The sequence below is a fragment of the Okibacterium sp. AC114 genome (genome assembly GCF_979253355.1).
Genome location: NZ_CEEDBR010000001.1, coordinates 2,970,174 through 2,995,632 on the forward strand (window position 1 = coordinate 2,970,174; position 25,459 = coordinate 2,995,632).

26 protein-coding genes are annotated in these 25,459 nt (G+C 68.6%); 8 read left to right on the forward strand and 18 right to left on the reverse strand.

Annotated features, from left to right (window positions below; all coding sequences use genetic code 11):
• Position 1 precedes the first annotated feature (1 nt).
• The 5 genes from ACZ6IE_RS13760 to ACZ6IE_RS13780 all read right to left on the reverse strand — a co-directional run bounded on the left by ACZ6IE_RS13760 (position 2) and on the right by ACZ6IE_RS13780 (position 4,912).
• Positions 2–976, reverse strand: a complete 975-nt coding sequence (locus tag ACZ6IE_RS13760; protein ID WP_079728806.1) for a carbohydrate ABC transporter permease — start codon at positions 974–976, stop codon at positions 2–4.
• Positions 976–1,968 carry a carbohydrate ABC transporter permease gene (locus ACZ6IE_RS13765; protein ID WP_083709895.1) on the reverse strand — a complete coding sequence of 331 codons (993 nt, stop codon included), beginning with the start codon at positions 1,966–1,968 and terminating at the stop codon, positions 976–978. Before ACZ6IE_RS13765 ends, ACZ6IE_RS13760 begins: the two co-directional genes overlap by 1 nt.
• Positions 1,969–2,086: 118 nt before the next feature.
• Entirely contained in the window at positions 2,087–3,433 is a 1,347-nt protein-coding gene (locus tag ACZ6IE_RS13770; protein ID WP_464608428.1) for an ABC transporter substrate-binding protein, read from the reverse strand.
• A gap of 259 nt (positions 3,434–3,692) precedes the next feature.
• Positions 3,693–4,577, reverse strand: coding sequence for an amidohydrolase family protein (locus ACZ6IE_RS13775; protein WP_464608429.1), 885 nt, complete (start codon positions 4,575–4,577; stop codon positions 3,693–3,695).
• On the reverse strand, positions 4,574–4,912 hold the full coding sequence (locus ACZ6IE_RS13780; protein WP_464608430.1) for an L-rhamnose mutarotase: 339 nt from the start codon (positions 4,910–4,912) through the stop codon (positions 4,574–4,576). The genes ACZ6IE_RS13775 and ACZ6IE_RS13780 overlap by 4 nt, the downstream gene beginning before the upstream one ends.
• Positions 4,913–5,126: 214 nt before the next feature.
• Between ACZ6IE_RS13780 and ACZ6IE_RS13785 the strand changes: the two genes are divergently transcribed.
• Positions 5,127–5,939, forward strand: coding sequence for a FadR/GntR family transcriptional regulator (locus tag ACZ6IE_RS13785; protein ID WP_464608431.1), 813 nt, complete (start codon positions 5,127–5,129; stop codon positions 5,937–5,939).
• Here the strand turns inward: ACZ6IE_RS13785 and ACZ6IE_RS13790 are convergent.
• From ACZ6IE_RS13790 to ACZ6IE_RS13800, 3 genes are all read right to left on the reverse strand, one after another.
• Complete coding sequence (locus ACZ6IE_RS13790) at positions 5,891–7,219, reverse strand: L-fuconate dehydratase (protein WP_464608432.1); 1,329 nt, start codon at positions 7,217–7,219, stop codon at positions 5,891–5,893. The genes ACZ6IE_RS13785 and ACZ6IE_RS13790 overlap by 49 nt on opposite strands.
• A complete protein-coding gene (locus ACZ6IE_RS13795; protein ID WP_464608433.1) occupies positions 7,216–8,217 on the reverse strand; it encodes an aldo/keto reductase in 1,002 nt (333 codons plus the stop codon). The genes ACZ6IE_RS13790 and ACZ6IE_RS13795 overlap by 4 nt, the downstream gene beginning before the upstream one ends.
• 347 nt (positions 8,218–8,564) lie before the next feature.
• A complete protein-coding gene (locus ACZ6IE_RS13800; RefSeq protein WP_464608434.1) occupies positions 8,565–8,852 on the reverse strand; it encodes a helix-turn-helix domain-containing protein in 288 nt (95 codons plus the stop codon).
• 64 nt (positions 8,853–8,916) lie between these two features.
• On the opposite strand from ACZ6IE_RS13800, the gene map reads away from it, so the two are divergent.
• Complete coding sequence (gene map, locus ACZ6IE_RS13805; RefSeq protein WP_464608435.1) at positions 8,917–9,687, forward strand: type I methionyl aminopeptidase; 771 nt, start codon at positions 8,917–8,919, stop codon at positions 9,685–9,687.
• Here the strand turns inward: map and ACZ6IE_RS13810 are convergent.
• From ACZ6IE_RS13810 to ACZ6IE_RS13825, 4 genes are read right to left on the reverse strand one after another with little or no spacing between them, the layout of a single operon-like run.
• The gene (locus ACZ6IE_RS13810) at positions 9,684–10,496 is read right to left on the reverse strand and encodes an SDR family NAD(P)-dependent oxidoreductase (RefSeq protein ID WP_464608436.1); all 813 of its coding nucleotides are present in this window, start codon (positions 10,494–10,496) and stop codon (positions 9,684–9,686) included. The two genes, map and ACZ6IE_RS13810, sit on opposite strands and share 4 nt — an antisense overlap.
• Positions 10,493–11,752 (reverse strand): glycoside hydrolase family 1 protein, encoded by a 1,260-nt coding sequence (locus ACZ6IE_RS13815; protein ID WP_464608437.1) that lies wholly within the window; start codon positions 11,750–11,752, stop codon positions 10,493–10,495. The genes ACZ6IE_RS13810 and ACZ6IE_RS13815 overlap by 4 nt, the downstream gene beginning before the upstream one ends.
• A complete protein-coding gene (locus tag ACZ6IE_RS13820; RefSeq protein ID WP_464608438.1) occupies positions 11,749–14,490 on the reverse strand; it encodes a family 78 glycoside hydrolase catalytic domain in 2,742 nt (913 codons plus the stop codon). Before ACZ6IE_RS13820 ends, ACZ6IE_RS13815 begins: the two co-directional genes overlap by 4 nt.
• 17 nt (positions 14,491–14,507) lie before the next feature.
• On the reverse strand, positions 14,508–15,872 hold the full coding sequence (locus ACZ6IE_RS13825) for an MFS transporter (protein WP_464608439.1): 1,365 nt from the start codon (positions 15,870–15,872) through the stop codon (positions 14,508–14,510).
• Between the two features lie 134 nt (positions 15,873–16,006).
• Here ACZ6IE_RS13825 and ACZ6IE_RS13830 point away from each other — a divergent pair, with 134 nt between their 5' ends.
• Both ACZ6IE_RS13830 and ACZ6IE_RS13835 read left to right on the forward strand, forming a co-directional pair.
• A complete protein-coding gene (locus ACZ6IE_RS13830; RefSeq protein ID WP_464608440.1) occupies positions 16,007–16,789 on the forward strand; it encodes a TetR/AcrR family transcriptional regulator in 783 nt (260 codons plus the stop codon).
• Positions 16,786–17,229, forward strand: a complete 444-nt coding sequence (locus tag ACZ6IE_RS13835) for a bleomycin resistance protein (protein ID WP_464608441.1) — start codon at positions 16,786–16,788, stop codon at positions 17,227–17,229. Before ACZ6IE_RS13830 ends, ACZ6IE_RS13835 begins: the two co-directional genes overlap by 4 nt.
• A gap of 18 nt (positions 17,230–17,247) precedes the next feature.
• On the opposite strand, the gene ACZ6IE_RS13840 is transcribed toward ACZ6IE_RS13835, so the two are convergent.
• Positions 17,248–17,847 carry a flavodoxin family protein gene (locus ACZ6IE_RS13840; protein ID WP_464608442.1) on the reverse strand — a complete coding sequence of 200 codons (600 nt, stop codon included), beginning with the start codon at positions 17,845–17,847 and terminating at the stop codon, positions 17,248–17,250.
• 312 nt (positions 17,848–18,159) lie between these two features.
• Between ACZ6IE_RS13840 and ACZ6IE_RS13845 the strand changes: the two genes are divergently transcribed.
• Positions 18,160–18,420, forward strand: coding sequence for a hypothetical protein (locus ACZ6IE_RS13845; protein ID WP_464608443.1), 261 nt, complete (start codon positions 18,160–18,162; stop codon positions 18,418–18,420).
• Here the strand turns inward: ACZ6IE_RS13845 and ACZ6IE_RS13850 are convergent.
• Both ACZ6IE_RS13850 and ACZ6IE_RS13855 read right to left on the reverse strand, forming a co-directional pair.
• Positions 18,389–19,396 (reverse strand): LacI family DNA-binding transcriptional regulator, encoded by a 1,008-nt coding sequence (locus tag ACZ6IE_RS13850; protein WP_464608444.1) that lies wholly within the window; start codon positions 19,394–19,396, stop codon positions 18,389–18,391. The two genes, ACZ6IE_RS13845 and ACZ6IE_RS13850, sit on opposite strands and share 32 nt — an antisense overlap.
• 14 nt (positions 19,397–19,410) lie before the next feature.
• Positions 19,411–19,908, reverse strand: a complete 498-nt coding sequence (locus ACZ6IE_RS13855; RefSeq protein WP_464608445.1) for a DoxX family protein — start codon at positions 19,906–19,908, stop codon at positions 19,411–19,413.
• 58 nt (positions 19,909–19,966) lie between these two features.
• Here ACZ6IE_RS13855 and ACZ6IE_RS13860 point away from each other — a divergent pair, with 58 nt between their 5' ends.
• Entirely contained in the window at positions 19,967–20,890 is a 924-nt protein-coding gene (locus tag ACZ6IE_RS13860) for a sulfurtransferase (protein ID WP_464608641.1), read from the forward strand.
• Between the two features lie 265 nt (positions 20,891–21,155).
• Here ACZ6IE_RS13860 and ACZ6IE_RS13865 read toward each other — a convergent pair whose 3' ends face one another.
• The 3 genes from ACZ6IE_RS13865 to ACZ6IE_RS13875 are packed head-to-tail and all read right to left on the reverse strand — an operon-like array spanning position 21,156 to position 24,093.
• Positions 21,156–21,617 carry a MaoC family dehydratase gene (locus tag ACZ6IE_RS13865; protein WP_464608446.1) on the reverse strand — a complete coding sequence of 154 codons (462 nt, stop codon included), beginning with the start codon at positions 21,615–21,617 and terminating at the stop codon, positions 21,156–21,158.
• Positions 21,614–22,846 carry an extracellular solute-binding protein gene (locus ACZ6IE_RS13870; RefSeq protein WP_464608447.1) on the reverse strand — a complete coding sequence of 411 codons (1,233 nt, stop codon included), beginning with the start codon at positions 22,844–22,846 and terminating at the stop codon, positions 21,614–21,616. Before ACZ6IE_RS13870 ends, ACZ6IE_RS13865 begins: the two co-directional genes overlap by 4 nt.
• Complete coding sequence (locus ACZ6IE_RS13875; protein WP_464608448.1) at positions 22,843–24,093, reverse strand: CaiB/BaiF CoA transferase family protein; 1,251 nt, start codon at positions 24,091–24,093, stop codon at positions 22,843–22,845. Before ACZ6IE_RS13875 ends, ACZ6IE_RS13870 begins: the two co-directional genes overlap by 4 nt.
• 223 nt (positions 24,094–24,316) lie before the next feature.
• On the opposite strand from ACZ6IE_RS13875, the gene ACZ6IE_RS13880 reads away from it, so the two are divergent.
• Positions 24,317–24,724, forward strand: coding sequence for a RidA family protein (locus ACZ6IE_RS13880; RefSeq protein WP_464608642.1), 408 nt, complete (start codon positions 24,317–24,319; stop codon positions 24,722–24,724).
• Between the two features lie 10 nt (positions 24,725–24,734).
• Positions 24,735–25,439, forward strand: a complete 705-nt coding sequence (locus tag ACZ6IE_RS13885) for a potassium channel family protein (protein ID WP_464608449.1) — start codon at positions 24,735–24,737, stop codon at positions 25,437–25,439.
• The last annotated feature ends 20 nt before the right edge of the window (positions 25,440–25,459 follow it).

Below are 25,459 nucleotides of genomic sequence, written 5' to 3' on the forward strand. Positions count from 1 at the left end.
GCTAGCCCTTCACCGCGCCGACGGTCTGGCCGCGCATCAGGAACCGCTGCGCGCCGATGAACACGATGAGTAACGGAATCATGCTGAGGAACGTGGCGAGCGCCAGCTGCGGCATGTAGAGCTTCACGTTGAGGCCGGCCGCGACCGTCGGGTTGAACAGCGGCGACGCACCGATGAGCTCTTGCAGGCCGATCGAGATGGTCTTGTTGCCCTGCACCGAGCTGAGCAGCGCGAGCGGCAGGAAGTAGTTCGTCCAGTTAGCGACGAATGCGAAGAACGTGACGAGCGCCACGGCCTGCTTCGAGATGGGCGTGGCCACCTGGAAGAAGATGCCGATCTCGCTGAGCCCGTCGATGCGCGCGGCTTCGACCAGTTCCTGAGGCATCGTCGTCATGAAGTGGATGTAGGCGAGGTACACGCCGAACGGGAAGAACCCCATGATGACGGCGACGGGCCACAGCTCGCCCGAGGCGCCGATCGCGTTGACCTCGAGGAACAGCGGGATGACGAGCACCGTGTTGGGCATGACCATGGCGAGCAGCGTGACGAAGAGCACGGTACGGCGAAAGCGGAACCGCAGGCGCGCGAGCGCGTAACCGGCGGGGATGGCGGCGACGACCGCGAGGATCGCTCCGATCACGGCGACGAAGAGGGAGTTGCCGACCCACTGCAGGAACAGGCCACCCTCGCCCGGGCCGAAGCCGTTGACCTGCGACCAGCTGTAGACGACGTTGTCCCACGAGACGCCGCCGAGCCCGAGGATGCCGCCCTCGCCGGCCGCGACCTCGTCCTGGTCGCGGAACGCCATGGCGACGAAGCCGATGATGGGCACGATGAAGATGGCGGCGACGAAGAGCATGGTCGCGACCCGGGCGACCCGGCCAACGCTCATCTGGTTGCTGCCCACGGGGCCGGCGAGCGCCTCCTGGTGGGCGGTCTTGGCGCGCTTCTGCGGTTTGGCCTTGACGAGTGACATTATTTCTCCTCCTCGCCGAACAGGCCGCTGCGGAACACGATGAGCAGGCCGATTCCGAGGGTGATGACGAGCAGGATGAGGGACATCGCCGCTGCGGCCGGGAAGTTGTAGTTCGAGAACGCGAATGCGTAGCCGAGCTGGGTGGGGGTCGTCTGGTCGGGCAGGGCGTTCGACGACACCTGGTCGAGCAGCTGCGGTTCGAGGAACAGCTGGAACCCGTAGGCCAGGTTCATGAGCGCCGCATAACCGATCCAGGGCCGGATGATGGGCAGCTTGACGTGCCAGGCGGTGTGCCACGCGTTGGCACCGTCGATCGAGGCCGCCTCGAGCACCTCATCCGGAATGCCGTTGAGGCCGCCGTTGACGACCACGATCCACGTGCCGATGCCCTGGAAGAAGAGCATGCCGGCCAGGATGAAGGGCAGGTTGCCGTCGGTGGCGACGACGGCCTTGATGGTGTCGAGGCCCATGACGTTCCAGAGCCCGGCGATGGGCGACTGGGCGGGGTTCAGCAGGTAGACCCACAGCACGAGGTTCGCGATACCCGCGAGCGCACCGGGGATGTAATAGAGGAACCGCATGGTGTTGCCGAAGCGCCCGGGGCTGGCGTGCACGAGCAGCGCGAGGCCCACGATGCCGAGCATCATGATGGGCAGCCAGACGATGAGAACGCTGAAGATGTTGCCGAAGGTCTGCCAGAAGCGGAAGTCGGAGAAGACCGTGACGAAGCTCGAGATGCCGCCGAATCCGCCCTCGGGTTGCACGGGCGTGGCCGGTCGCTGCAGTGCGGTGTAGACCGCATAGAAGATGGGGATGATTCCGCCGATGAGCAGCAACACCATGTAGGGGCTCAGCAGGGTCCAGGCCCCGCGCACCTCCCGCTGGTGCAGCTTGCGGCGGCCGGCCGCGCTCTGGCGTTTGGTGCGCAGGCCGCGGCCGGGTGGCTCGGGCTGGGCCTCCGCGTGCGGCGGGGCGATGGTGCCTTGGCTCATGACATCTTCCTCGATGTGTCGCTGGAAAAGCGGGCTGGAGCAGTGGGGTGTGGTCGTGCGGTGGAGCCGCAGCGTCGAGGCATCCGGTCGGGGGAATCCGGATGCCTCGACGCGCGTGTTACTTCTCGGTGATCGTGTAGCCGAACGTCTTCGCCTGGTTGACGAGTTCGTCGCTGAACTTCTTCCACGCGTCGTCGAACGAGTTGCCCGAGACGAGCGACGGGGCCATGGTCTCGGTCCAGATGCCACCCGTGTTGTAGAGCATGTAGGAGTGGTCACCGGGCACGGCCGCGGCCGCTTCCTTGAAGGCCGCGAACGTGGTGTCGTTGTCGGCGAAGTAGTTGGCCGACTTCTGCTTCTCGATCCAGGCATCCTGCACCGGGCCGTAGCCCGGAAGACCGGTCGACAGGTCGACCTGCCAGGCCGGGTCGGTGGCCACGAACTTCATGAAGGTCTGCGCGTTCTCGAGCTGCTTGCCCTTGATGTGGCTCGACATGCCCCACAGGCCGCCACCCTCGTTGCCGGCAGAGGGCTTCGAGTCGCCGTCGAACTTCAGGGGTGCGACGGCCGACATCTCGCCCGCCGGGATCTTCCAGGTCTGGTTGAACAGGTAGTCGCCCCACCAGAGGGCGCCGGGGCTCATGACCATGTCGGGGCCGACGGTCGCGGCATCCGCGTCGAAGATGCCGAGCGTGGAGAGTGCCTTGCCGTCGTACATGGTGGCGAGGAGGTCTTGGGCCCGGGTGCACTTCTCGTCGCTGAGGTTGATGTGCACCTCGGTCTCGGATTTGCGGTCGTTGGTGGGGCAGCCGCTGGCCCACAGGTAGCGGTCGGGGGCGTAGGCGTCGCCCGTGAAGCCCGAGATCTTGCCGGGGTGCTCGGCGGCGATCTTCACGGCCAGCTCGGAGTACTCCTCCCACGTGGCGGGCACCGTGTAGCCGTTCTCGTCGAAGAACTTCTTGTTGTACCAGAACACGTCGGGGGCGGCGTCGTTGCGCAGGCAGCGGATCTTGTCGTCGAAGTTGCACATGGAGAGCACCGCCGGGTCGTAGCCCTCGATGGTGTCGGCCATGATGTCGGTGAGGTCGGCGGCGTAGTTCGACTGCGAGCTCGTGGCCCACGCGATGTCGTCGTTCGAGGGGAAGAAGATGGCGTCGGGCCAGCCCTTGCCGGCCTGGTCGAACTGGGCGAACTGCTGCTGCACGCTCTTGCCGCCGACGGTTCCGTCGATCTGGTTGACCGTGACGTCGATCTCGGGGTGTGCCTTCTTGAAGGCGTCGGCCGCGGGAACGCGGGGCGGGTCGACCCAGACGGTGATGGCTCCGCCCGAGTCGGTCTGCGCGTCGGCGCCACCGCCCGTCGATCCGCCGCCGCTACAGGCGGTGACGGCCAGCATGGTGAGGGCGACGCCGATTCCGGCAGCGCCTTTCAGAACCCGGCGGTGCCGGGAGTTCGAGGTCTTCATTGACGCTCCTTCAGTGTGAACGGGACCGCGGGCACTGCTTCGTGCGCGCGGGGTGAGGGCCGATCTGTGTGGCGTGATCAAACGTTATATCAGCAGGATGCGCATGGTCAATCGTTTGTTCACATCAGGTGAGGGGCGAAGATCGCGTCCTCGTTGCGAGCATACATCAGATGAATCTGGCGGCAAAGGGTTGTTCCGTGTTTAGAGGAGCCCCATTTGGGGCCTTCCGGCACCTTTTCAGCGTCAGACATTCGACTAATCAGTCGGATGCGGCGGCCGCCCGCTCGAGCAACCCCGTGTCGATGCAATAGAACTCCGCCGCCGTGCCCCCGAAGATGCGGTCGCGATCGGTGTCGCCGAGATCCGAGGTGACCTCGCGCAGCCCCTCCCACACGCGCTCGTAGTCGCCCGCGAGCACTGAGATGGGCCAATCGCCGCCGTACATGAGCCGTTCGGGGCCGAAGAGGGCGAGCGCGCGGTCGAAGAAGGGGCGGATATCGTCGGGCGTCCAGTCCGCCATCCGCCCGGGCACGGCCGAGTAGAGCCCCGAGACCTTGGCGTGCACGAGCGGATTCTCGGCGGCGCGTTCGATGAGCGACCACCAGGGCTCTCGATCATCCGTGCCCAGGCCGATGGGCGGCTTCGAGAGGTGGTCGATCACGATCCTGAGATTCGGATGCCGCTCCCCCAGCGTCGGCACCAGCTCGAGGTGTCGCGGCAGCACCGAAACCAGGTCGAACGTGACATCCGCTCGTTCGAGAACCGAGAGGCCCTCGTCGACATCGGGGCGCAGCAGCCACTCGGGGTCTGGCAGGTCGTGGATGAGGTTGCGCACACCCACGACGTGCGGGTTGCGGCGCACCTCGTCGAGGCGGGCGGCTGCGCGGCGCGGATGTTCGAGCGGAACCGACACGACGACGGCCGCGACCTCGGGGTTCCGCGCCGCGACATCCAGCATGTAGTCGGTGTCGGCGTCGTTGTCGGCGGATTGCACGAGCACCGTGGCGTCGACGCCCGCTGCGCGCAGGTGTGGGCGCAGCTCGTCGAACTCGATCGTGCGGTTGATGGGCCCGTGCTCCGGCCCGAGCCACGGGTAGCTCGCGCGGTCGAGGTTCCAGACGTGCTGGTGGGCGTCGATGATCACCGGATGCTCCCGTCTACGGGCTCGGCGGGCAGCTGCCACACCTGCGGAATACCGCTGTCACCACCCGAATAGTCGTCGGGAACATCGAGCAACTCCCCCATGCGCGCCTGCCAGGGAATGTTCGCCGGATGCTCGCGCAGGAACGCCCGCATGGCCGCGTAATCCTCGCAGTCCACCACGTGGAAGAGGTCGAGCCCCGAGCGCCAGATGCGCCAGTCGAGCACGCCGGCCTCGCGCAGGGCGGCGTCGAGTTCGGGCGGGATCACGGCGTGGATGCGGTCGTAGTCCGCCTCCTTGCCGGGGGCGAGTCGGGTGTGCAGGGCGATCGTTTCCACGGGCAACTCCTTCGTTGGGCCGGGCGGCGGGGTGGGGCAGCGGGTTGGGGCAGCGGGTTGGGGCAGCGGGTTAGCGCGTCGGGGTCGGGCCCCCGAGTGGGCCGGAGGCGGATACATCTGACGTTCACGCCATCCGGATGTCTAATCTAGCCATAGGGCGGGCCGATCGCAGCGGTTTTCCGCCGGCTTCCCGCTCCGTCGCTAGAATGATCGGATGACAGCACAGGGCGATTCGGCAACGCAGGGCGACTCGGCGGCTCCGGGCAGCTCGCCGCAGGCCCGCCTCGCGGTGACGGGCCGATCGCAGACCGACGTCGTGCTGCACGGCATCAAGAAGATGATCACCGACGGCACGCTGCGGGCCGGCTCGCGGCTGCCGGTCGAGAAAGATCTCGCCGCCGAGCTGGGCATCTCGCGCGGATCACTGCGCGAGGGGGTGCGCGCGCTCTGCATCATGGGCGTGCTCGAGACCCGCCAGGGCGACGGCACCTACGTGACCTCGCTCGACTCGAGCCTGCTGCTCGCTCCCATGAGCTTCATGGTCGACCTGCAGACCCCGGATGGCGCCGAGCACCTGCAATCGGTGCGACGCGTGCTCGAATCCGAGGCCGCCGCCCGAGCCGCGCTGCACGTTCAGCCCCCGGCGCTGGCCGAGGCCGAAGCCGTGCTCGCGGGCATCGAGGACATGTCGCTGGGCGACGAGCCCGTCGACCACCGCCGCGTGCTCGACGCCGACCTGGCGTTCCACAGCATCATCGCCCGCGCGAGTTCGAACCCCGCGCTGGCGGCGCTCATCGAGGCGCTGTCCTCACGCACCATCCGCGGCCGCATGTGGCGCGCGATCAGCGAGCAGGGCGCCATCCGCGAGACGCACCGCGAGCACCGGGCCATCCTCGCCGCGCTCGTGGCCGGAGACCCCGACCGCGCGCGCCTGGCGATGGGATCGCACCTGCTCGCGGTCGAGGACTTCATGCACACTCACCCGGCCGAGACGAGCGACGCCGCGGCCGACCTCCCCGCCCAGTAGCTGCCGGCCGGGAACGCGAACTCGGCGAGCGATGCCTCGTGCATCTCGGCGCTGTAGCCGGGAAGCGTGGGAAGCCTGTAGGCGCCGTTCTCGACGATGCACGGGTCGACGAAGTGCTCGTGCAGGTGGTCGACGTATTCGGTGACGCGGCCCTCGAGCGAGCCGGAGACGGCCACGTAGTCGAAGATGGACAGGTGCTGCACGAGCTCGCACAGGCCGACCCCGCCGGCGTGCGGGCACACCGGCACGCCGAACTTCTTGGCCATGAGGTAGACCGACAGGATCTCGTTGATGCTCGCGAGCCGGGCCGAGTCGAGCTGGCAGAAGTCGATGGCCTCGGCCTGGAACATCTGCTTGAAGAGCACGCGGTTCATGCCGTGCTCACCCGTGGCCACACCGATGGGGGCGACGGCGCGGCGCACGGCAGCGTGGCCCAGGATGTCGTCGGGGCTCGTCGGCTCCTCGATCCACAGCGGCTTGAACTCGGCGAGCGCGTTCACCCAGTCGATGGCCTCTGGCACGTCCCACACCTGGTTGGCGTCGATCATCAGGTTGGCGTCGTCGCCCAACACCTCGCGCGCGATGCGGCAGCGGCGGATGTCGTCGTCGAGGTTCGCGCCCACCTTCAACTTCACGTGGCGGTAGCCGGCGTCGACGGCCTCCTGGCAGAGGCGGCGCAGTTTCTCGTCGGAGTAGCCCAGCCATCCGGCGCTCGTCGTGTAGCAGGGGTAACCCGTGGCCTCGAGTTCGGCGATGCGGGCCTCACGTGTGGGCTGCAACTCGGTGAGCATGGCGATGGCTTCGGAGCGGGTGAGCGCATCGGAGAGGTATTGCAGGTCGGCGACGTCGACGAGCTCTTCGGGCGTCATATCGGCGAGCAGGCGCCAGAGCGGTTTGCCGGCCACGCGGGCCGCGAGATCCCAGACGGCGTTCATGACGGCGGCCATGGCGAGGTGCTCGACACCCTTCTCGGGACCGAGCCAGCGCAGTTGCGAATCGGATTTGAGCGAGCGGTAGGTGCCCCCGAGGTCGCCAACGACATCTTCGACCCTGAGACCGATGAGCGGCAGCGCGCGTTGCTCGGCGGCGAGCACGCAGATGTCGTTGCCGCGGCCGATCGTGAACGTGAAGCCGAAGCCCGACAGCTCGGGGTCGTCGGTGCGCAGGATGACGTAGGCCGCCGAGTAGTCGCCGTCCTTGTTCATGGCGTCGGAGCCGTCGGCGGTCAACGAGGTGGGGAAGCGCACGTCGACGACCTCGGCGGCGGTGATGGTTGTCATAGGGTTTCTCGGTTCTGTGGGGTGGTTTCGTCGGGAGGCAGCAGGCCCTCGTCGGTGAGGTCCTGCCAGAGGTCTTCGGGCACGGGTGCGTCGTAGCGCTCGACGTTGCTCCCCACCTGGCGGGCCGTACGCGCGCCGATGGGCACAGACACGACCGCCGGGTGCCGCAACACGAACGCGATGGCGGCCTGGGGCAGCGTCACGCCGTGGCGCTCGGTGACCGCGGCGATGGCGTTGGCGCGCTCGATGAGGGATGCGGGCGCCTCGGCGTAGTCGAAGGTGGCGCCCGGTTGCGGATGCTCCGTCGCGAGCAGCCCCGAGTTGTAGACGCCCGCGAGCACGACGCCCACGCCGCGTTCGAGCGCGGCCGGCATGAGGTCGGCCGACGCGCCCTGGTCGAGCAGCGTGTAGCGGCCGGCCAGCATGATGAGGTCGATGTCGGTGCGCCGCACGAATTCGGTGGGCAGCGCCGACTGGTTCATTCCCACGCCGACGGCCCCGATGACGCCCTCGTCGCGCAGTTTCACGAGCGCGGGAATGGCCTCGTCGATGGCCTGCTGGCCGTGGTCGTCGGGGTCGTGCAGGTAGACGATGTCGATGCGGTCGAGGCCGAGTCGCTCGAGGCTGTCGTCGATCGAGCGGCGCACGCCGTCGGCGCTGAAGTCCCAGCGGCGGCGCGTGGCGGCGTTCACCTCGAAGATGTCGTCGTCGCGCTGATTCTCGCCGCCCGGGTTGGGCTCCAGCAATCGTCCGACCTTCGTCGACAGAACGTACTCGTCGCGGGGGTGCCGCCGCAGCGCCTCGCCGAGCCGTCGTTCCGACAACCCGAGGCCATAGTGGGGCGCAGTGTCGAAATAGCGGATGCCGCGAGCCCAGGCCTCTTCGACCGCTCCTGCCGCCTTAGCATCCGTCGTTTCGCGATAGAGGTTGCCGAATTGGGCCGTGCCGAGGCCGATCTCGCTGAGCCGGAGCCCGCCGCGCGTGGTGCGTTGCTTCACCTCGTGTCTCCTTCGTCTCGGGGTGAGTGCTTCTCCTACAGTACGGGATTCATCGGATGTTTCGCAGCAATCGCCGCGTCGAGTTCTCGGCGCGCCGACACCGCGCGCCACCGAGGGCGCACCGGGGACGGCCCGAAGGGGCAACCGAACGGATCACCGCCGGCGGACGTGAGCTCGCCGAGAAGAGGGACGACGCGCCCAGAGCAGGCGAGAAGGCGTCGCGGGAGGGGAAAGACACGCGGTGCGAAGCGCGAGGGCGAGACGCGCGGTGTGCGAAGCGCGAGGGGCGAGACGCGCGGCGCGCGAAGCGCGCGAAACGGCCGGGAATGCGCCTTGTGCGCGTGTCGCTAAGACGCGCGCTCGTAGCCGGGCAGGTCGGCGACGGTCTCGGCACGGGTATCGACAGCGGCCCACAGGTCGTCGAGCGAGAGGTGAAGCACGCTCGCGATCGCCGCGATCGTCGAGAACGAGGGAGTGGCAATGCGGCCGGTCTCGATCTTGCGCAGGGTCTCGGGCGAGATGCCCGCGGCAGTGGCGATGCCCACCATCGTGCGCTCGCCCCGGGCCGCGCGCAGAATCGAGCCGACTTCCCGGCCGCGCGCGAGCTCTTCGGGACCCAACGGAATTCGAACCATACCCACGATTCTAATCACGGGATAGTATTACCGGTATTGTTATTCGAAACGTGAGGGATGCCCTGTGATTGAACTGTTCGACAAGACCGAGCTCGTGCGCGCCGAGGCCAGCGGCCACTTCGTCGGCGATGTGCTCAGCACCCTGCGCGACCGCGCGACCGTCGGCATGAACCTGCTCGAGATCGACCGTCTCGCCGCGCAGATGATCGCGCAGGCCGGGGCCACCTCCTGCTACGTCGACTACGCGCCCTCCTTCGGCAGCGGCCCCTTCGGCCACTCCATCTGCACCTCGGTCAACGACGCCGTGCTGCACGGCAAACCGCACGACTACCGCCTCGCCGACGGCGACCTCGTCACGCTCGACTTCGCCGCCTCGCTGGGCGGAATCGTCACCGACGCGGCCGTGTCGTTCATCGTGGGCAGCACCAAACGGCCCGAGGACGAGAAGCTGATCGCCGCGACATCCGACGCCCTGCAGGCCGCCATCGACATCGCCGGCCCGGGCACGCGCATGGGCGACATCTCGCACACCATCGGCGGCGTGCTCGAGGCGGCCGGCTACCGCGTCAACACCGAATTCGGCGGCCACGGCGTGGGCAGCACCATGCACCAGGACCCGTCCGTGCCCAACAACGGCCGGCCGGGACGAGGCTTCAAGCTCCGCCCCGGCATGCTGCTCGCCATCGAACCCTGGGTCATGGCCGACACCGACCGGCTCATCACCGACACGGATGGCTGGACCCTGAAGAGCGCCACCGGTTGCCGCACGGCGCACTCAGAGCACACCATCGCGATCACCGACGACGGCGCGCAGATCCTCACCGTCCCGCGCTAGATCGTCTGCCCCGCATCGGCGAGCAGCGTGCTGCCCGTCATGATGAGCGACGCGTCGCTGGCGCAGAAGAGCACCACGCGCGCGATGTCGTCGGGGGTGCCGAGCCGGCCGATCAGGCTGTTCGTCATGACCGCCATGTCGACGGGTTCGTCGCCCGCGTGGGCGGCCGCGGCGGCCAGGTTGCCCTCGGTCGGCACGAACGTGGGGGCGACACCGAGCACGCGGATGCCGAGGGGCGCGAACTCCAGCGCCGTCTGTTTCGTCAGCCCCCGCACGGCGTGCTTCGACCCGACGTAGGCGGCCAAACCCGGCGCCGTGCCCCGGAAACCGGCGGTCGACGCCACGTTGACGATGACTCCGCCGCCCGTCGTGGACATGCTGCGCGCGGCCTCCCGCGAACCCGTGAAGACGCCGCGCGCGTTCACCGCGAAGACGGCATCCCACTGTTCGTCGCTCATGTCGAGCACGGGCACGCTGGGGAAGACGCCCGCGTTGTTGATCCAGACGTCGATGCGGCCGTTCTGCTCCTCGGCGTGTGCGGCCGTCGCCGCCACGGACCGCGCGTCCGTCACGTCGAGCGTCACGCCGGATGCGCGCCCACCGAAACGGGATACGAGATCAGCCGCGGCCTCCTGGGCGCGCGCGCCGTCGAGGTCGCCGATGACGACGTGCGCGCCCGCCTCGGCGAGCCGCACCGCGATGGCCTTGCCGAGCCCCTGGGCGCCCCCCGTGACGACGGCCGACCGCCCCTCGAGCGACAGCAACCGGGCGAGCGGGGTGGCCGAGGCGTCGGCGAAGGGATAGGTCATGCGCTGGCCTCGGCGTTCACGCTGGCGCCACTCTCAGCGGCCGACACGATGGCATTGCGACGGGCGACCTCCCCGAGCCACGCGAGGCTCGGTTTGGGCGTGCGCCGGAAGGTTTCGCGGTCGACGGCGATGAGGCCGAAGGTGGGCTCCCAGTGACCCCACTCGAAGTTGTCGAGCAACGACCAGTGCAGATATCCGCGGACATCGATGCCCTCGCCCAGGGTTGTGGCGAGCCCCGTCAGGGCTTCGGCCGTGTAGCGGATGCGCTGATCGTCGTCGGCCGTCGCGATGCCGTTCTCGGTGATGAGCACGGGCACGCCGCCCGTCACGTCCCACGCGTGGCGCACGGCCATGGCGAGCGAGTCGGGGCGGTAGGAGGTTCCGACGAGGGTGTTGTCGGGCAGCTTGGGATGCGGCACCAACCCCCGCGCGTCGACCTCCTGGCTGGAGTAGGCCTGCACACCCACGAAGTCGTCGCCGCGGCTCCCCTCCCAGTAGACGTCTTCCTTGCCGTAGCGGATCTCGAGCAACTTCTGCTCGCCGCCCGGCGCAGCCGTCAACGCGCCAGCGGCAACGGTCCAACCGACCTTCGCGTCCGTCCGCGCACGGAGGAGCTCGCGCGCCTGGTGGTGGATGCGCGTGAACATGCGGCCGATCTCGGGGTCGGCGTAGGTCAGGAAGTCGCTGTGGGTCTGCTGCTCGCCGTCCCCTTCGACCGTCGGGCTCTGCCACTCGCCGCTCTGCGATTCCTGCATGCGGCGCATGGCCGTCATGATGGCGGCCTGCATGTTGGGCTCGTTGAATGTGACCACCCATTCGACGCCGTCGAGGATCGTGATGGCGTGCTCGACGTAGGCCAGGAATCGCTCGGGGGCGTCGGGTGCCATCCATCCGCCCGCCTCGGCGAACCACTGCGGCGTCGTGAAGTGCTGCAGCGTGACGACGGGGGTGACGCCGCGATCGAAGCAGTGCTCGATCATGCGGCGGTAGTGCGCGAGTTCGGCACGCGAGAAATGCCCGCGCACGGGTTCGATGCGCGACCACTCGAAGCTGAAGCGGTAGGAGGTGAGGCCCGCGTCGGCGAGCAGATCGATGTCTTCGCGGTAGCGGTGGTAGCTGTCGCAGGCATCGCCCGAGAGCTCCATGCCGGGCATGAGCTGCTCGCGCGCCCACCAGTCGCTGTTCACGTTATTGCCCTCGATCTGGTGGCCGGCGGTGGCGGCGCCCCAGAGGAATCCGTGGGGGAAAGCGGTCATGATGCTCCTTCGAATGAGAGTGCTGGTGCAGGTGAAAGTGAGGCGAGGATGTCGGGGCGCAGCGGCGCCTCGGCCGTGACGCTGCCGGGGCCCACGTCGCGCGCCGAGCCGTCTGGAAAGACCAGGCGCGCCCGCGAACCGGGAGGTACTTCGACGCTGATCGTCATGCGGGCCGACGCATCGTCTGCCGGCGACGAGCCGGTCGTGATCTCCCAGCGCACGCGGATGACGCCGTTCGGGGTATCGAGCGAACCCTCAGCCCACGTGAGACCGCCTCCCGGAACCGGTTCGACGACGAAGGATTCCCAGGCCACCGAATCGTCGAGCTGGCGCAGGCCCAGCGTGTGCGAGTGCAGAAAGCGCGCCACCGTGCCCTTGCTGTAGTGGTTGAGCGATTCGTGGGCGTCGCCGTTCTCGTCGATGCCGTCCCAGTCCTCCCACACGGTGGTCGCGCCCCGGTCGAGCATGGTGAGCCACGACGGCGAGGTGCGCTGGAACAACAGCTCGTAGGCGACATCCGCTCGGCCCGCGTCGGCCAGTACGGGCAGCAGGAAACCCGTCGCCAGGAAACCGGTGCCGAGATGCGTGCCAGCCGCGCGGATGAGGTCGACGAGACGGTCGAGGGCCGCCGACCGCAGCTCGTCGGGGATCAGGTCGAAGGCGAGGGCGCGCGTATAGGCCGCCTGGGTGTCGGTGCGGGTCGTGCCGTCCGCGTTCAGGTAGGCGCTCCTCCACGCGTCGCGGATGTCGTCGGCGAGCGCCGTATAGCGCACGGCGTCGTCTGAGCGACCGAGCACCTCGGCCGCTCGCGCGAGAGTGCGGGTCGACGAGTACAGGTACGCCGTGCCGACCTCACCCTTGTCGGCCATGAACCAGGCCATCGGGTTGGACTTCACGGGGTCGATGCGCGCCCCGTCGGCGTCGCGGGCCTGCGGTTCGGTCCACTCGCCCCAATGGAACGTGCCGTCCCAGAGGTACTGCTCGAACGGTGCCGGTTCGGGCGAGGCCTCGACGCGGGCGGGATGTCTCACGGTACGCGCCTTGTCGAGTGCCCACTCGACCCACCGCTGCATGGCCGACCAGTTCTCGCTCAACACCTGCTCGTCGCCGTAGGCCTCATAGAGATGCCAGGGCACCGAGACGATGGCGTCACCCCATCCGGCCGAACCGGTCATCATGGCGAACTGGTCGTCGAGGTGGTGCTTGATGCGCCGGCCGTCGGGCGAGAAGTTGGCGATGCGCCCGTCGTCGAGCTGGTCGTCGCGCACCGATTGCAGCCATTTGCGGCTGAAACCGAGCACGTCGTAGAGGCGCGTGGCCGTCGAGACGAAGACCTGGTAGTCCCCCGTCCAGGCGAGGCGCTCGCGCGTGGGGCAGTCGGTCGGCACGTCGACGGCGTTGCCGCGAAAGCTCCAGTCGACGATGTCGTGCAGCCGGTTCAGATCGGGGTCGCTGCACGCGAACGACCCTGCGCGGCGCAGGTCGGTGTGCACGATCTGCATGGTGAGGGACCGGGGGTCGAGGGACGCGCCCTCGCGGGTGATGCGGGCGTATTGGAAACCATGGACGGTGTGGCGGGGCTCGAAGACGTCGCCAGCGGGGCCGGCGATCACCACGTCGCGCTGCACGAACTCCTGCTTCGGCTCGCCGGGTTTCTGCGCGTCGAGGTGCGACGTATCGAGGTCTCCGGCGGCGTCGACGTATTCGCCGTAGTCGATGGTGGTGCGGGTGCCGGCGGGGCCCAGATCGGTGAGCCGCAGCCATCCCGAGGCGTTTTGGCCGATGTCGACCACCCAGGTGTCTGGTGCGGTCTGCGTCACACTGACGGGCGTGCGGGACTCGACGACCCGCACGGGCGGTGCGGGCGACCACTCGATGCGCGGAGCCTCTCTGGCTGGGAGCAAGACGTGCTGCGGCGCGTCGGCCGGTGCGCTCAGGTCGGTGGTCTGCCCCGCCATGAGGTCCGCCGCCACGGTGTGCGAGCGGCGCGACACCCAGTCACCGTCGGTGCGGATGACGCGCGTCGAGCCATCGGCCAGTTCGAGGTGCAGTTCGGCCCGGGCAGCGGTGGTCGTTCCCCAGCCCGCGGGAAGGCGGAACGCCCCGACCTGACCGCGGTACCAGCCGTCCGAGAGCTCGATGCTCAACCGGTTGATTCCCGGCGTGAGCGCCACGGCGACATCGGATGCCTGCGCGTAGAGAGTCCGGTCATAAGACGTCGACCCGGGCAGCAGTTCGGCACCGCCCGCCCGATGGCCGTTGACGTGCGCCGTGTAGACGCCGAGCGCCGTCGAGTACAGCCGGGCCCGCACGACGCCGGCGGGAACCTCGAACTCGACCGACAGGTCGTAGGCGGGGCGTCGGCCGGGGCCCGCGTCGACGCTTTCGCGGGGGGAGATCCACGCGCCCGACCACTCCTCGTCGAAGAGGCCCGCCTCGAAAGCCGCCCAGGCTGACCACGACCCGCCGCCTCCGTGCGGGCGCACCCGCCACCGCACGCCTTGACGGCTCGCGAGCGGCTTCCATGGCCACGCCACGTGTCGGTAGCGCGCGGTGGTGAACAGGTGCCGGCTGCCGTCGATGTCGGCCTCGACCTCGTAGCTCACGACATCCGAAACGGGTTTCCACGACAGGCGGGGCCTGGGACCGCTGACCGCGAACTGGTCGCCGCCGAAATCGATCGCGAGGCCGTGAGGAACGTCCGAGATGCCGGGAGCGTCGGAGCCTGCGTCGTTCATGTGCACGTGCTCCTCGCTCATCGGACGGAACGCACCTTGGCGAAGATGATGGCGCCACCGACGAGGGCGAAGACGGCACCCGTCAGGTAGAGCGCGGTGTAGTTCTTCTCGGGGCCGACCGCGCCGATCGTGATGACGACGGAGGCAATGAGGGGCGCAACGGCGCTGGGGATCTTCTGCGCGAACGCCACGACGGCCATGTAGCGACCGGCCTCTGAGCGGTCGGGGATGATGGCGTAGATGATGGCCTGATCGACGGTGGCGAAGACGGCGATGGCCATCTGCATGAGCACGGCGCCGATGATGAGTTGCGGCAACGAGTGGGCGAAGGCCTCGGCCACGGCTCCTCCCACGAACAGGACGGCGGCGATCAGCACGAAGAGACGGCGGCGCTTGAGCTTGTCCGACAGGAACCCGCCGAGGATGGCCCCACCGGCGGCCGCGACGACGCCGAGCATGCCGACCGTCGCGACGACGCCGGCCACCTCCCGCACCGGCAGCTCGAGCCGCTGGGCGTAGAAGAACGTGCCGAACGTGGTGTTGAAGTAGAGGCCGACGAAGAAGACGAAGCGCCCGAGCCAGTTCCAGGCGAAGTCGGGGTATTTGCGCACGTTGAAGCCGTAGCTGCGCACGAGCGAACCCACGGTGACGGATGATCCGTGCGGCAGGTCCTTCGAGCTGCCCTCCGGTTTGAACAGCGGGAACAGGGCGATGAGGATGGCGCCGACGAGTCCCGGAACCACGAAGACGAGCAGCGTGCTCGACGACACGGCATAGGCCACGCCGATGCCGAGCACGGGCGCGATCTGGTTCATCAGGTTGGTGAGGGCCGAGACGCTTCCGCGCTGGCGGTCGGGCAGCTTGTCGGCCTGCAGGGTCTGCACGGCGGCCCCCGAGATCGACCAGCCCATCATGCCGAGAACCCAGCCGGCCCCGACGAGGAGCAGGTTGGGCGCGAGGCCCATGATGACGAGGCCGACGAGACCGATCGAGATGCCGAGATAGAGGAAGGGCGTGCGACGGCCGAAGCGCGAACGGGTGCGGTCGCTCCAGAGACCGACGAGCGGGCTGATGACCAGGTAGATCAGCTGAGCCGTTCCCGTGATGTAGCCGAGCACTTCTTCGTGGCCCGGTGCCAACTCGGAGACGCGCAGGGCGATGCCGTAGGAGAGCGGCACCATCATGGCCATCGAGCCGCCGAAGCTGGCGAGCATCAGCCAGACGATGTAGCTCTTGCTGACGGGCTTCTGCGGTTCCTGGGCGACCGGGTCGGGCGTCTGCTGCCCGTCGTCGGTGAGGTCGCGGCCGCCGGGAACGGGCTGGGCTGCGGCGATGCCCGCGCTGGTCTCAGCTCGGGCGTCGGGATCGTTCGTTGTCACCATGACTCCTTTATCACGCGGACGTCTGCCCCCCCAGCAGCCGAAACGTAACCACCGTGGTTACTTTTCGCAACTGTAACCACACTGGTTAGAATTGGCAAGTCACATCTGTGGGATGTGTCGAAAGGGGGCCTTTGATGACCGCGACACCCGCCCAGGCATCCGCAACGGCCGCAGCGCCGCAGGCCGACGCAGAAACGCGGGCGGCCTCTGCGCGCGGACCCCGCGGGCCCTACACCGCGACACCCGCGCGGCGCGCCCAGATCGTGCGCGCGGCCTGCGCGAGCATCGCCGACCACGGTTACGAACGCGCCTCCTTGCGCGATATCGCGGCCCGCGCCAACGTGACCCACGGCGCCCTGCTGCGCCACTTCGCCACCAAAGACGAACTCCTGCTCGCCGCGCTCGCCCAACGCGACGCCGACGACGAGGAGTTTGCCCGCCGCATCATGGAATCGCGCGTGCCGGCCGACCAGGTGCTCAGCAGCGTGCTGCGCGACGAATTCGAACATCCCGAACAGCAGCGCAACTGGCTCGCGATCACGATCGCGGCCACCAACCCCGAGCATCCCGCCCACGAGTTCTTCGTGTCACGACGCGAACGCATGCGCGAACACTTCCACACCGGGCCTCTGGCAAACGCGCACGACAGCGAAGAACTCTCTGCCGACGACAAGGTCACCATGGTGCTCGCCATGATCGACGGTTTGCGCATTCAGGCGTTGCTCGACCCCGACCGCGCCACGTTGCCGCTGCTCGAGCGGCTCATGCGCCTGATCGCGACGCCCGAGCCATCCATCGACGTCGCCGGCACGGCCGGCACTGCGAACCCGTCGGGCGCCACAGGCGCTGCAAGCACTGCAGGCACTGCAGGCACTGCAGGCACTGCAGGCACTGACGACAGCACGGTGACCCCATGAGTTCTGACGACCAACGACCGCCGATGCGCGAGCTCGAACCCGCCCTGGTGCCTGAGCTGCTCGTGACCGATGTCGACGAGAGCCTCGCCTTTTGGCGCGACCTCTGCGGTTTCACCGTGACATACGCGCGGCCGGACGAGGGTTTCGCCTACGTCGTGCGCGGGTCGGCGCACGTCATGCTCGAGCAGGCCGGTATCGGCCGCAATTGGGTGACGGGTCCGCTCGAGAAACCGCTGGGCCGAGGGATCAACTTCCAGATCGAAGTCGACGATATCGACCCCATCGTCGCGGCCCTCGCTGCGGCGGGAATCGACCTCTTCATGGCGCCAGAGACGAAGAGCTACCGGGTCGGCGACGCCGAGCTCGGCGTGCGCCAGTTCCTCGTCACCGACCCAGACGGTTATCTGCTCCGCTTCCAGTCACCCATCGGGCCCCGGTAGCGAAGCGGCACGCTCGGATCACGCCGGGTAGGGGCGTTCCTTCAGCAGAGCGGCCAGGTGCGCGGCGTTCTGGGCGGCCGTGGAGGTGGCGCTGGCGACGGCGTCGGGGGTCTCGTCGAGGTCTTTGTAGTCGGTGGTGTGCATGGCCTCGCCGTTCCAGTAGGTCGCGCCCTGCGCTGGAATCGTGAAGCCGTAGTCGTTCAAGGCCTGGAACGCGTGCGCGACGATTCCGTGCGCGCCGTCCTCGTTGCCGACGACGCCCACGATGGCGACATGGTTGAACAGGATCGGGCGGCCAGCGGCATCCTGTTCGGACAGCTCGGCGTCGAGTCGCTCGATCACGCTGCGGGCGACGCTCGACATCTGGCCGGCCCACGTGGGCGTCACGAAGACGAGGATGTCGGCGGCTAGAACTTTCTCGCGGATGGCGGGCCAGTCGTCGCCCTCGCCCATGTCCTTCTCGACGCCGGGCGTGACGTTGTAGTCGACGACGCGCAGCTGCGACCCGGTGACGCCGTGTTCGGCGAGCGCCTCGAGCATCTCGGTGGTGAGCTTCTCGGTGCTCGACGCGGCGGGCGACGGCGTGAGGGTGCAGTTGAGAGCGAGTGCGGTGAGCATTTCTGTCCTTTCGTGAGGTGTCGGCCACGCTACGCGGCGCGAGCATTGACGATCTTTCACTCGATCTAGCCAAGTCCGGGTCGGGCAAGAGGCCAAGGGGCTTGCGCGATCCGGGCGCATCGGTCAGAGAAGAAATGTCAAGGATTCGCACGAGAAGTGCAAACGGACTCGACACCCGGGGCCGACTTCCGCTGAAATAGACGAACACGCAGAAAGGGTCGCCGGTGAGATCCATGGCACGGCGCAGTATCGGGGGTGGGGGCGGCTTGTCGACCCCGAATCCGGTCTCCACCGGGTGGAGGATGACGCCGCGTGAGTGACGTGCCCGAGCTGGACGACTACGACGAGCCACTCGGCATCTGCCAGCGTGGGCCCGACGGCATCGAGACGGTTGCGACCGGTCATGCCGGGTTTGCGGATGCCTTTGCGCACTTCGACCGAGCCGTCGAGATCCACGCCGTCATCCTGCCGGATGGGCACACGAGCGAGGGCGACGACGAGAACTCGGGCGAGGACGGCGACGACGGCACGGGCGACGAGCTCAGAGAGACGCCGTCGACTCCCGCTCGATGAGCTCGGGGGCCACATCGGCGACCGTCACGTCCGAGACGGCTCCGCCAGCCATGCGTGCGAAGACCGCCTCGGCGGCGCGTCGACCCAGCTCGTAGAGCGGCATCCGCACGGTGGTGAGCGGCGGCCACGTGTTCTCGGCGGTCCAGGCGTCGTGCAGTGCCACGACGGAAACGTCCTCGGGCACCGAGATGCCGAGCGACCGGGCCTCGGCGAGCGCCCCGATGGCCGCGTTGACGTTGGCGACCAGGATGGCGGTAGGGGCGTCATCCGCCGTCAGGAGTGTGCGAAAAGCCTCGCGACCGGCCCGCGGTTCATAGCCCAGCCGCGTAATGAGCGCCTCGTCGACGTCGACGGATGCCGCGGCCATCGCCTGGCGAAAACCGTCGGCGCGCCGTTGCCCGCTGAACGATTCGGGCACACCCGTGATGAGCCCGATGCGGCGATGCCCGAGCGCCAAGAGGTGTTCGGCACCGAGGCGCGCGGCCCGCTCGTCGTCGAGCACGACCGACCCCGGATGCCCCGCCTCGACCGAGTTGATGAGCACGACGGGCGCGCGGCCCGCCATGAGCCGGTCGACATCGGCCGAAGTCACATCTTCGGCGAGTTGCACGAGCATGCCATCCACGCGCCCCTCGCCGATCAGGCGTTCGATCATGGCGCCACCCGGCTGCATGTCTTCGGCCCGGCCGAGCAGCACCATGTAGTCGCGCGCGATCGCCGCGTCTTCGACCCCGCGCATGAGCTCGGTGAAGATGGCGTTGGTCAAGTCGGGCACGACGAGCGCGATCACCTGAGAACGGGATGTCTTGAGCGCACGCCCGGCGAAGTTGGGCCGGTAGTCCAGGGTTTTCGCGGCCGCGTGGATGCGCTCGCGGGTGTCGTCGCTCACGCGCGTGGCCGGAGCGTTCGAGAGCACGCGCGAGACCGCCGACACCGAAACTCCGGCGAGCGCCGCCACGTCACTCAGTGTTGCCATGTGGTCAGTTTGGCTCAGCGCGAGCGGTTACGCCAGGCGCGCCACGCACCCGTGCACCACAACGCCCAGAGCACCAGCACGGGCTGGAAGATGAGGCGCAGACCTCGGGCGGCGTCGCTGTTCAGGCCGAACGCGTCGGTGCGCGTGACCAGCTGCGAGATGTTGCCGGGGAAGATGACGACGAAGAACGCCGCGACGATCCATCCGACGTGCACGCGTTTGCCCGGCAGCGCGAGCAGTGCACCGCCCAGCGTGATCTCGACGATGCCGGATGCCACCACGACCGTGTCCTTGTCGATGGGCAGCCACTCGGGCACCTGGGCACGGAATTCCTCGCGCACGAACGTGAGGTGACCGATGCCGGCGAACAGCAGGAACGAGCCGAGAACGATGCGGCCGAGCAGGCGCGGTACGGTGCGCGGAGGATTGGCGGTCGCGGCCTTGACCGTGGCGCCCAGCGAACGGGTCGTTTCGCGCGCGGCGACGGCCGCTTTCTTCGAGGTACGTGACATTCCTTCAGTCTCACACCGCGAAGCGTCTGGCGCGCGAGAAACTGGTGGAGTGGAACATATGCGCAACATCCTGATCACGGCTCCCGAACTCGCCGAGGCGCTCGACGCCGGCACCCTCGACGGCGCCCCCGTGCGCGTTCTCGACGTGCGCTGGCGGCTCGACCGGCCCGACGGTCGCCCCGCGTTCGCGGAGGGGCACATTCCGGGGGCCGTCTATGTCGACCTCGAGAACGAGTTGGCCGCACATGTGCCCGCGGGCCAGGCACCCGTGGACGGTCGGCATCCGCTGCCGTCGATCGAGGCGCTGCAGGCGGCGGCCCGCGGCTGGGGCGTGGATGACGGGGACGCGATCGTCGTCTATGACGATCTGAAGAATATGTCGTCGGCGCGCGCCTGGTGGCTGCTGCGGTGGGCCGGGGTGGCCGATGTGCGGCTGCTCGACGGGGCGCTGGGCGCCTGGACGGCCGCGGGGCTTCCGCTCGAGACCGGCGCCGGGGCCGCCGGCGACGACGACGACGCGGATGCCGCGCAGCCGGCCGCATCGCGCCGCCAGGCTTCTCGAAGCGGCACAGTAACGCTCTCCCCCGGGCACCTGCCCACGATCGACATCGAGGAGGCGTCCCTGTGGCCGTCATCGGGCACTCTGCTCGACGCGCGCGCCGCGGAGCGTTATCGCGGCGATGTCGAACCGATCGACCCCCGCGCCGGCCACATCCCGGGGGCTGTCAGCACACCGACCGCGAACAATGTGGATGCCGAAGGCCGCTTCCTCTCGCCCGAAGCGCTGCGCGAGCGCTTCGCGGCCGCCGGCATCGCCGAAGACACGCCCGTAGCCACCTATTGCGGCTCGGGCGTCACCGCCGCGCACAATGCGGTCGCCCTCACACTCGCGGGCTTCGACCCCGCGCTCTACCCCGGCTCGTGGAGCGAGTGGTCCAATCATCCCGACCGCCCCGCCGCCACGGGCGATGCCCCCCGCTGACTATCCCGAAACGGCATTGATCGGACACGCCGAGGCGAGTGACATCCCACGAATCGTTTTGGCGGCGCTCACGAAGCTTTTCTGAGGACGTGATCGGCGGCATTGAGGGAGTGGTCGGAACGGCAGTGAAATCATCCTCATCGCTGCCGGTTGCGAGAGCTTTGCGCGCCGAATTCATGGGCCCACGAAGCTCCGTGCGCGGTAGTGCCACGCCAGCTCGAGTCGCTGCCGACGGCTCGGCGCTGGCTGCCCCTGTCCGCTGGCGCTAGGCCGCGGCGAGTGCGCGCTTGTTGCTGAGGTAGAGGTGCGTGAGCACGAGCACGGTGTCGCCCGTCTGGTTCACGACGCTCACCTTCTCGTGCACATAGCCGAGCGTGTCGGGGCGTTTGGTGTGGTCGGTCTTCTCGGTGATCTCGGCCGTCACCGTGATGGTGTCGCCGATGAAGACGGGTCGGATGAATCGCACCCGGTCGTAGCCATAGCTCATCGCCTGCGGGTTGATGTCTCCGGCGGTCATGCCAACGGCCACCGACATGATCAGGGTTCCGTGGGCGATGCGTTGGCCGAACGGCTGCGTGGCCGTCCACTCGGCGTCCATGTGGTGGGGGAAGAAGTCGCCCGTCTGGCCCGCGTGCAGCACGATATCGGTTTCGGTGATCGTGCGGCCCACCGAAGTGCGCGTCTCGCCAATCTCGTAGTCCTCGAAGTAGCGGTCGACGGTGTTCATCGGGATGCCTCCAGGGGCAGATCGGTCGGGTCGGGCTGGTCGAGCAGGCTCGGCGGGGTGGCGGCGACGTCGAGCAGTTCGGCGGCTGCCTCGTTGAGGCGACGGGCGAGGGTGGCCTCCGGCATCCGAGCGGCTATCGTTTCGGTGACCCACGGCGAGACGCGGTCTTGGAACTCGATATAGCCCGGGGTGCGCGGCCGCACGTAGGCGGCTTCGAGCGTGCGACGCGTGCCGCGGAAGAAGTCGAGCGTCTCGCGGTTGAGCCGGTCGTCGTCCCAGGCCGCGGCGTTGCCGGGTTGCCCGCCGCCGTCGAAGTAGACCGAGCGCTGGGCGTGGGCCGAGGCCACCCAGAACGCGTAGCGGCGGGCCTCGTCGAGGTGCGATGTGTGCGCCGAGACGGCGATTCCGGCGCCGCCGAGAAGCGAGCCGGAGACCGAGCGGGGCGAGTCCTGGGTGGCCGGCGCGACCGTCGGGATATCCCCGTATTGCAACCGATGCTGCCGGAAGGTGACGCGCGAGTAGTTCGAGTAGCCGAACAGCAGCGGCGCATAGGCAGACGGGTCGTCGGAGACCAGCATCTCGGCGACCTCGATAGGGTTCTGCTCGAGATTCACCGCCGGCACGAGTTCGGCGAGCCGTCGCATATCGGCGAGCGCCGCGAGCGCGTCCTCCTCGGCCAAGAAGTGACCGGGCCGGGATGTCGGCGCCTCCCCGTGCCCGGTCGACGCCCGGTTGCCGGCGATCGTGATGAGGCTCGAATAGGCGTCGATCGGTTTGAGCGGCCAGACGACGCGCCCGTCAGCGGCCAGCTCGAGCACCTCATCCCAGGTCGTGGGCGGTGCGGCGAGCAGGTCGGGGCGGTGCGCCGAAACCTGGGCGGCGGCATCCGAGGCCAGGCCGTATTGGTGCCCGTCGTGCGCATAGCTCTCGTGCGAACGACCCACGCTTTGGCCGGCGAGCGCGGCCAACTCGTCGTCGAACCCGGCGCCGTCGAGGCGCGCGAAGGCACCGGCTGAGGCCGCGAGCGGAATGTGGGGGTGGTCGATCACCAGCAGGTCGTAGCGGTCGGCGAGGTCCTCGATAGGCGCATCGGCGAAGGCCTGCAGCGAGCGATACTCCCAGCGCACGACGATGTCAGGGTGCAGCAGCCCGAAGGCCGTCGAGCAGGCCACCTGGCAGTCGTAGCCGCGCGGATGCTCCCACGTGATGCCGCGCAGGATGACCGTCATCGCGCGGCCCCCGCCGGCTGCGGGGCGGTCGCATCCGAGGATGGCTCGCCGGGAGCGATGCCGTGCGCCCCGATGCCGAACTCGGCGCGCACGGCGTCGTTGTGCTGCCCGAGCTTGGGGGCCGGGGTCTCGCTCGTCAGGATGCGCCCGTCGATGCGGATGGGGCTGCGCGTGGTGGTGAGCGTGAGGTCGGCGCCCGAGGCGGTGTGCGCCGCATCCCGCACCACGCTCTGCGTCATGCGCACAGCCTCGAAGCCGTCGTGTTCGACCAGCTCGTCGAGGGTCAGCACGGGCGCGCACCAGACATCCGCCCGGTCGAGGATGTCGAGCCAATGCGCGGTCGTGTGCGTCGCGAAATGGGCCGCCAGCAGCGCTTCGATCTCTTTCTGCTGCGACCACCAGGCGTCGGGGTCGGTCAGGGCCACGAGCTCGTCGATGCCGAGGAGTTCTCCGATCACGGGGATCGGGTTCATGGCAAGCGCGAGATAGCCGTCGGCCGTCGGGTAGGTGCCGTAGGGCGCCGAGAGGAACGCGTGGGCCGAGTGCGCGCCGCCCCGCGTGACGGTGACGGTCGGGTCGTTGAGCCGCGTCGACAGCAGCTCGAATTGCAGGTCGAGCATGGCCTCGAGCAGGCTCGTCTGGGCGTGACCGCCGCGGCCCGTGCGTTCGCGGCGGAACAGCAGCGCCGTCACGCCCTGAGCGATGTGGCAGCTGGTGAGGTGGTCGGCGATCGAGAGACCGACCGGCACGGGGCCGTCGTCGGCCGAGCCGGAGAGCCAGGGCAGGCCCGACACCGATTGGGCGAGCAGGTCTTGCCCGGGGCGGTCCTTCCAGGGGCCCTCGTCGCCGTAGCCGCTGGCCGAGCCATAGACGATGCGCGGGTTGATGGCGGCGACCGAGTCGTAGTCGAGGCCGATACGTTCCATCACGCCGGGGCGGAAGTTCTGGATGATGACATCCGCCTGCGCGACCAGTTCCTTGACGCGCGCCAGATCGTCGGGGTTCTTTAGGTCGGCCGTGATGCCCTCTTTGTTGCGGTTCATGGCGTGGAACGAGATGGTGTCGCCGTCCGCCGTACGACCGGCGAAGGCGAGGGTCCGTCCGATGTCGCCACCCTTCGGCCGCTCGATCTTGATGACGCGCGCACCCAGGTCGGCGAGGCGCATGGCGGCGACCGGCCCGGCCAGGAACTGGCTGAAGTCGAGCACGAGCACGCCCTCGAGCGGTTTGACGAAATCGTCGGACATGTTCTCTCTTTTCTCGCGACACTGCGAGCGGTGGATGGCGGTGATCAAACGTTTGTTCACACAGTAGCGCGCGCCCCGGCCCGGCGCAATCGGTCGTCACGCCGGCCGACGGCCGCGGGCCGCTCCGCCGCCCCGAGCGGTCGGCTTCTAAGCTGAAGTCGGACCCGTGACGCTCGCAGGTCCGCGCACCACACGCGCCGCACGCGCCGCCACCAAGGAAGACATGACCAGCATCGTCTCGCTCATCCACACCGACCGCCTGTCCGACGTCGCCGAATACGCGTACGCATCGACGATTCCCGCCGACGCCCGGCTCATCTTCCTCGCCGGCTCCTGCCCACTCGATGCCGCCGGCGAAACGGTCGCGCCCGGCGACTACGCGGCGCAGGCGGCCCGGGCCTTCGAGAACCTCGTCGTCGCGCTGGATGCAGCGGGCGCAACCCCGGCGGATGTCGTCAGCACACGCGTGCTCGTCGCCTCGTCGCAGCAGGCCGACCTCGTGACCGCGTGGCAGGTCGTGCGCGACGCCTTCGCGCCGCACCAGCCGCCGAGCACACTCATGGGTGTCACCGTTCTGGGCTACGACGACCAGTTGGTCGAGATCGAGGCGACGGCGGCCGTCGCGCGCTAGACCCCTCGTCGTGTTTGATGTAGCCATGAACGCCCACCCGTCACCGGCCGCGGCCCGCCGCCTGCACCTGCGTTCGCGTTGGCAGAACGCGGCGCGTTGGCCGCTCGTGGCGCTCGGGCTCGCCTTCGTCGTCGGCTATTCGGTCTATGTGCTCGCCGAAGATCTTCCGCCCGAATCGCATCGCACGATCTTCGCGGTCCTCGCCATCGCCTGGGCCTGCTTCCTCGTCGACTACATCGTGCGGTTCGCCCTCACGCCGAGGGGGCACAGATGGATGTTCGTCCGCCACAACGTCGTCGACCTCTTGTCGGTCCTGCTGCCCGTGTTCCGGGCGTTGCGCGTGCTCGACCTGTTGCGCGACATCCCCTATCTGCAGCGCCGCAGCGGGGCCGCCGTGCGCACCCGCATCATCATCGTCGCGGCGGCCTACGCGGTCTTCTACGTGTACTTCCTGTCGCTGTCGACGCTGCAGGCCGAGCGGGATGCCCCGGGCGCCCGCATCCGGGACTTCGGCGACGCGATCTGGTGGGCCTGCGAAACCCTGTCGACCGTCGGCTACGGCGATATGTACCCCGTGACCGCGGCCGGCCGGTTCAGCGCCGTGCTGCTCATGATCGGCGGCATCATCATCGTCGGCGTCGTCTCGGGCACCGTCGTGTCCTACCTGTCCGATCGCATCCGCCACGTGCCCGAGTCATCCAACGAGGATGCCTGAGGGCTCGGGTTCAGAGTGCA

Bases quoted from the DNA above. Each gene is read 5' to 3' on its own strand.
- ACZ6IE_RS13790 (WP_464608432.1), bottom strand. From the start codon at position 7,219: ATGACAACCATCACCGCCGCCGAGGTCGTCGACGTGCGCTTCCCCACC.
- ACZ6IE_RS13855 (WP_464608445.1), bottom strand. From the start codon at position 19,908: ATGTCACGTACCTCGAAGAAAGCGGCCGTCGCCGCGCGCGAAACGACC.
- ACZ6IE_RS13785 (WP_464608431.1), top strand. From the start codon at position 5,127: ATGACAGCACAGGGCGATTCGGCAACGCAGGGCGACTCGGCGGCTCCG.
- ACZ6IE_RS13815 (WP_464608437.1), bottom strand. From the start codon at position 11,752: ATGACCGCTTTCCCCCACGGATTCCTCTGGGGCGCCGCCACCGCCGGC.
- ACZ6IE_RS13875 (WP_464608448.1), bottom strand. From the start codon at position 24,093: ATGTCCGACGATTTCGTCAAACCGCTCGAGGGCGTGCTCGTGCTCGAC.
- ACZ6IE_RS13830 (WP_464608440.1), top strand. From the start codon at position 16,007: ATGACCGCGACACCCGCCCAGGCATCCGCAACGGCCGCAGCGCCGCAG.
- ACZ6IE_RS13800 (WP_464608434.1), bottom strand. From the start codon at position 8,852: ATGGTTCGAATTCCGTTGGGTCCCGAAGAGCTCGCGCGCGGCCGGGAA.
- ACZ6IE_RS13840 (WP_464608442.1), bottom strand. From the start codon at position 17,847: ATGCTCACCGCACTCGCTCTCAACTGCACCCTCACGCCGTCGCCCGCC.
- ACZ6IE_RS13810 (WP_464608436.1), bottom strand. From the start codon at position 10,496: ATGACCTATCCCTTCGCCGACGCCTCGGCCACCCCGCTCGCCCGGTTG.
- ACZ6IE_RS13865 (WP_464608446.1), bottom strand. From the start codon at position 21,617: ATGAACACCGTCGACCGCTACTTCGAGGACTACGAGATTGGCGAGACG.
- ACZ6IE_RS13820 (WP_464608438.1), bottom strand. From the start codon at position 14,490: ATGAACGACGCAGGCTCCGACGCTCCCGGCATCTCGGACGTTCCTCAC.
- ACZ6IE_RS13760 (WP_079728806.1), bottom strand. From the start codon at position 976: ATGTCACTCGTCAAGGCCAAACCGCAGAAGCGCGCCAAGACCGCCCAC.
- ACZ6IE_RS13870 (WP_464608447.1), bottom strand. From the start codon at position 22,846: ATGACGGTCATCCTGCGCGGCATCACGTGGGAGCATCCGCGCGGCTAC.
- ACZ6IE_RS13835 (WP_464608441.1), top strand. From the start codon at position 16,786: ATGAGTTCTGACGACCAACGACCGCCGATGCGCGAGCTCGAACCCGCC.
- ACZ6IE_RS13770 (WP_464608428.1), bottom strand. From the start codon at position 3,433: ATGAAGACCTCGAACTCCCGGCACCGCCGGGTTCTGAAAGGCGCTGCC.
- ACZ6IE_RS13765 (WP_083709895.1), bottom strand. From the start codon at position 1,968: ATGAGCCAAGGCACCATCGCCCCGCCGCACGCGGAGGCCCAGCCCGAG.
- ACZ6IE_RS13860 (WP_464608641.1), top strand. From the start codon at position 19,967: ATGCGCAACATCCTGATCACGGCTCCCGAACTCGCCGAGGCGCTCGAC.
- ACZ6IE_RS13880 (WP_464608642.1), top strand. From the start codon at position 24,317: ATGACCAGCATCGTCTCGCTCATCCACACCGACCGCCTGTCCGACGTC.
- ACZ6IE_RS13850 (WP_464608444.1), bottom strand. From the start codon at position 19,396: ATGGCAACACTGAGTGACGTGGCGGCGCTCGCCGGAGTTTCGGTGTCG.
- ACZ6IE_RS13825 (WP_464608439.1), bottom strand. From the start codon at position 15,872: ATGGTGACAACGAACGATCCCGACGCCCGAGCTGAGACCAGCGCGGGC.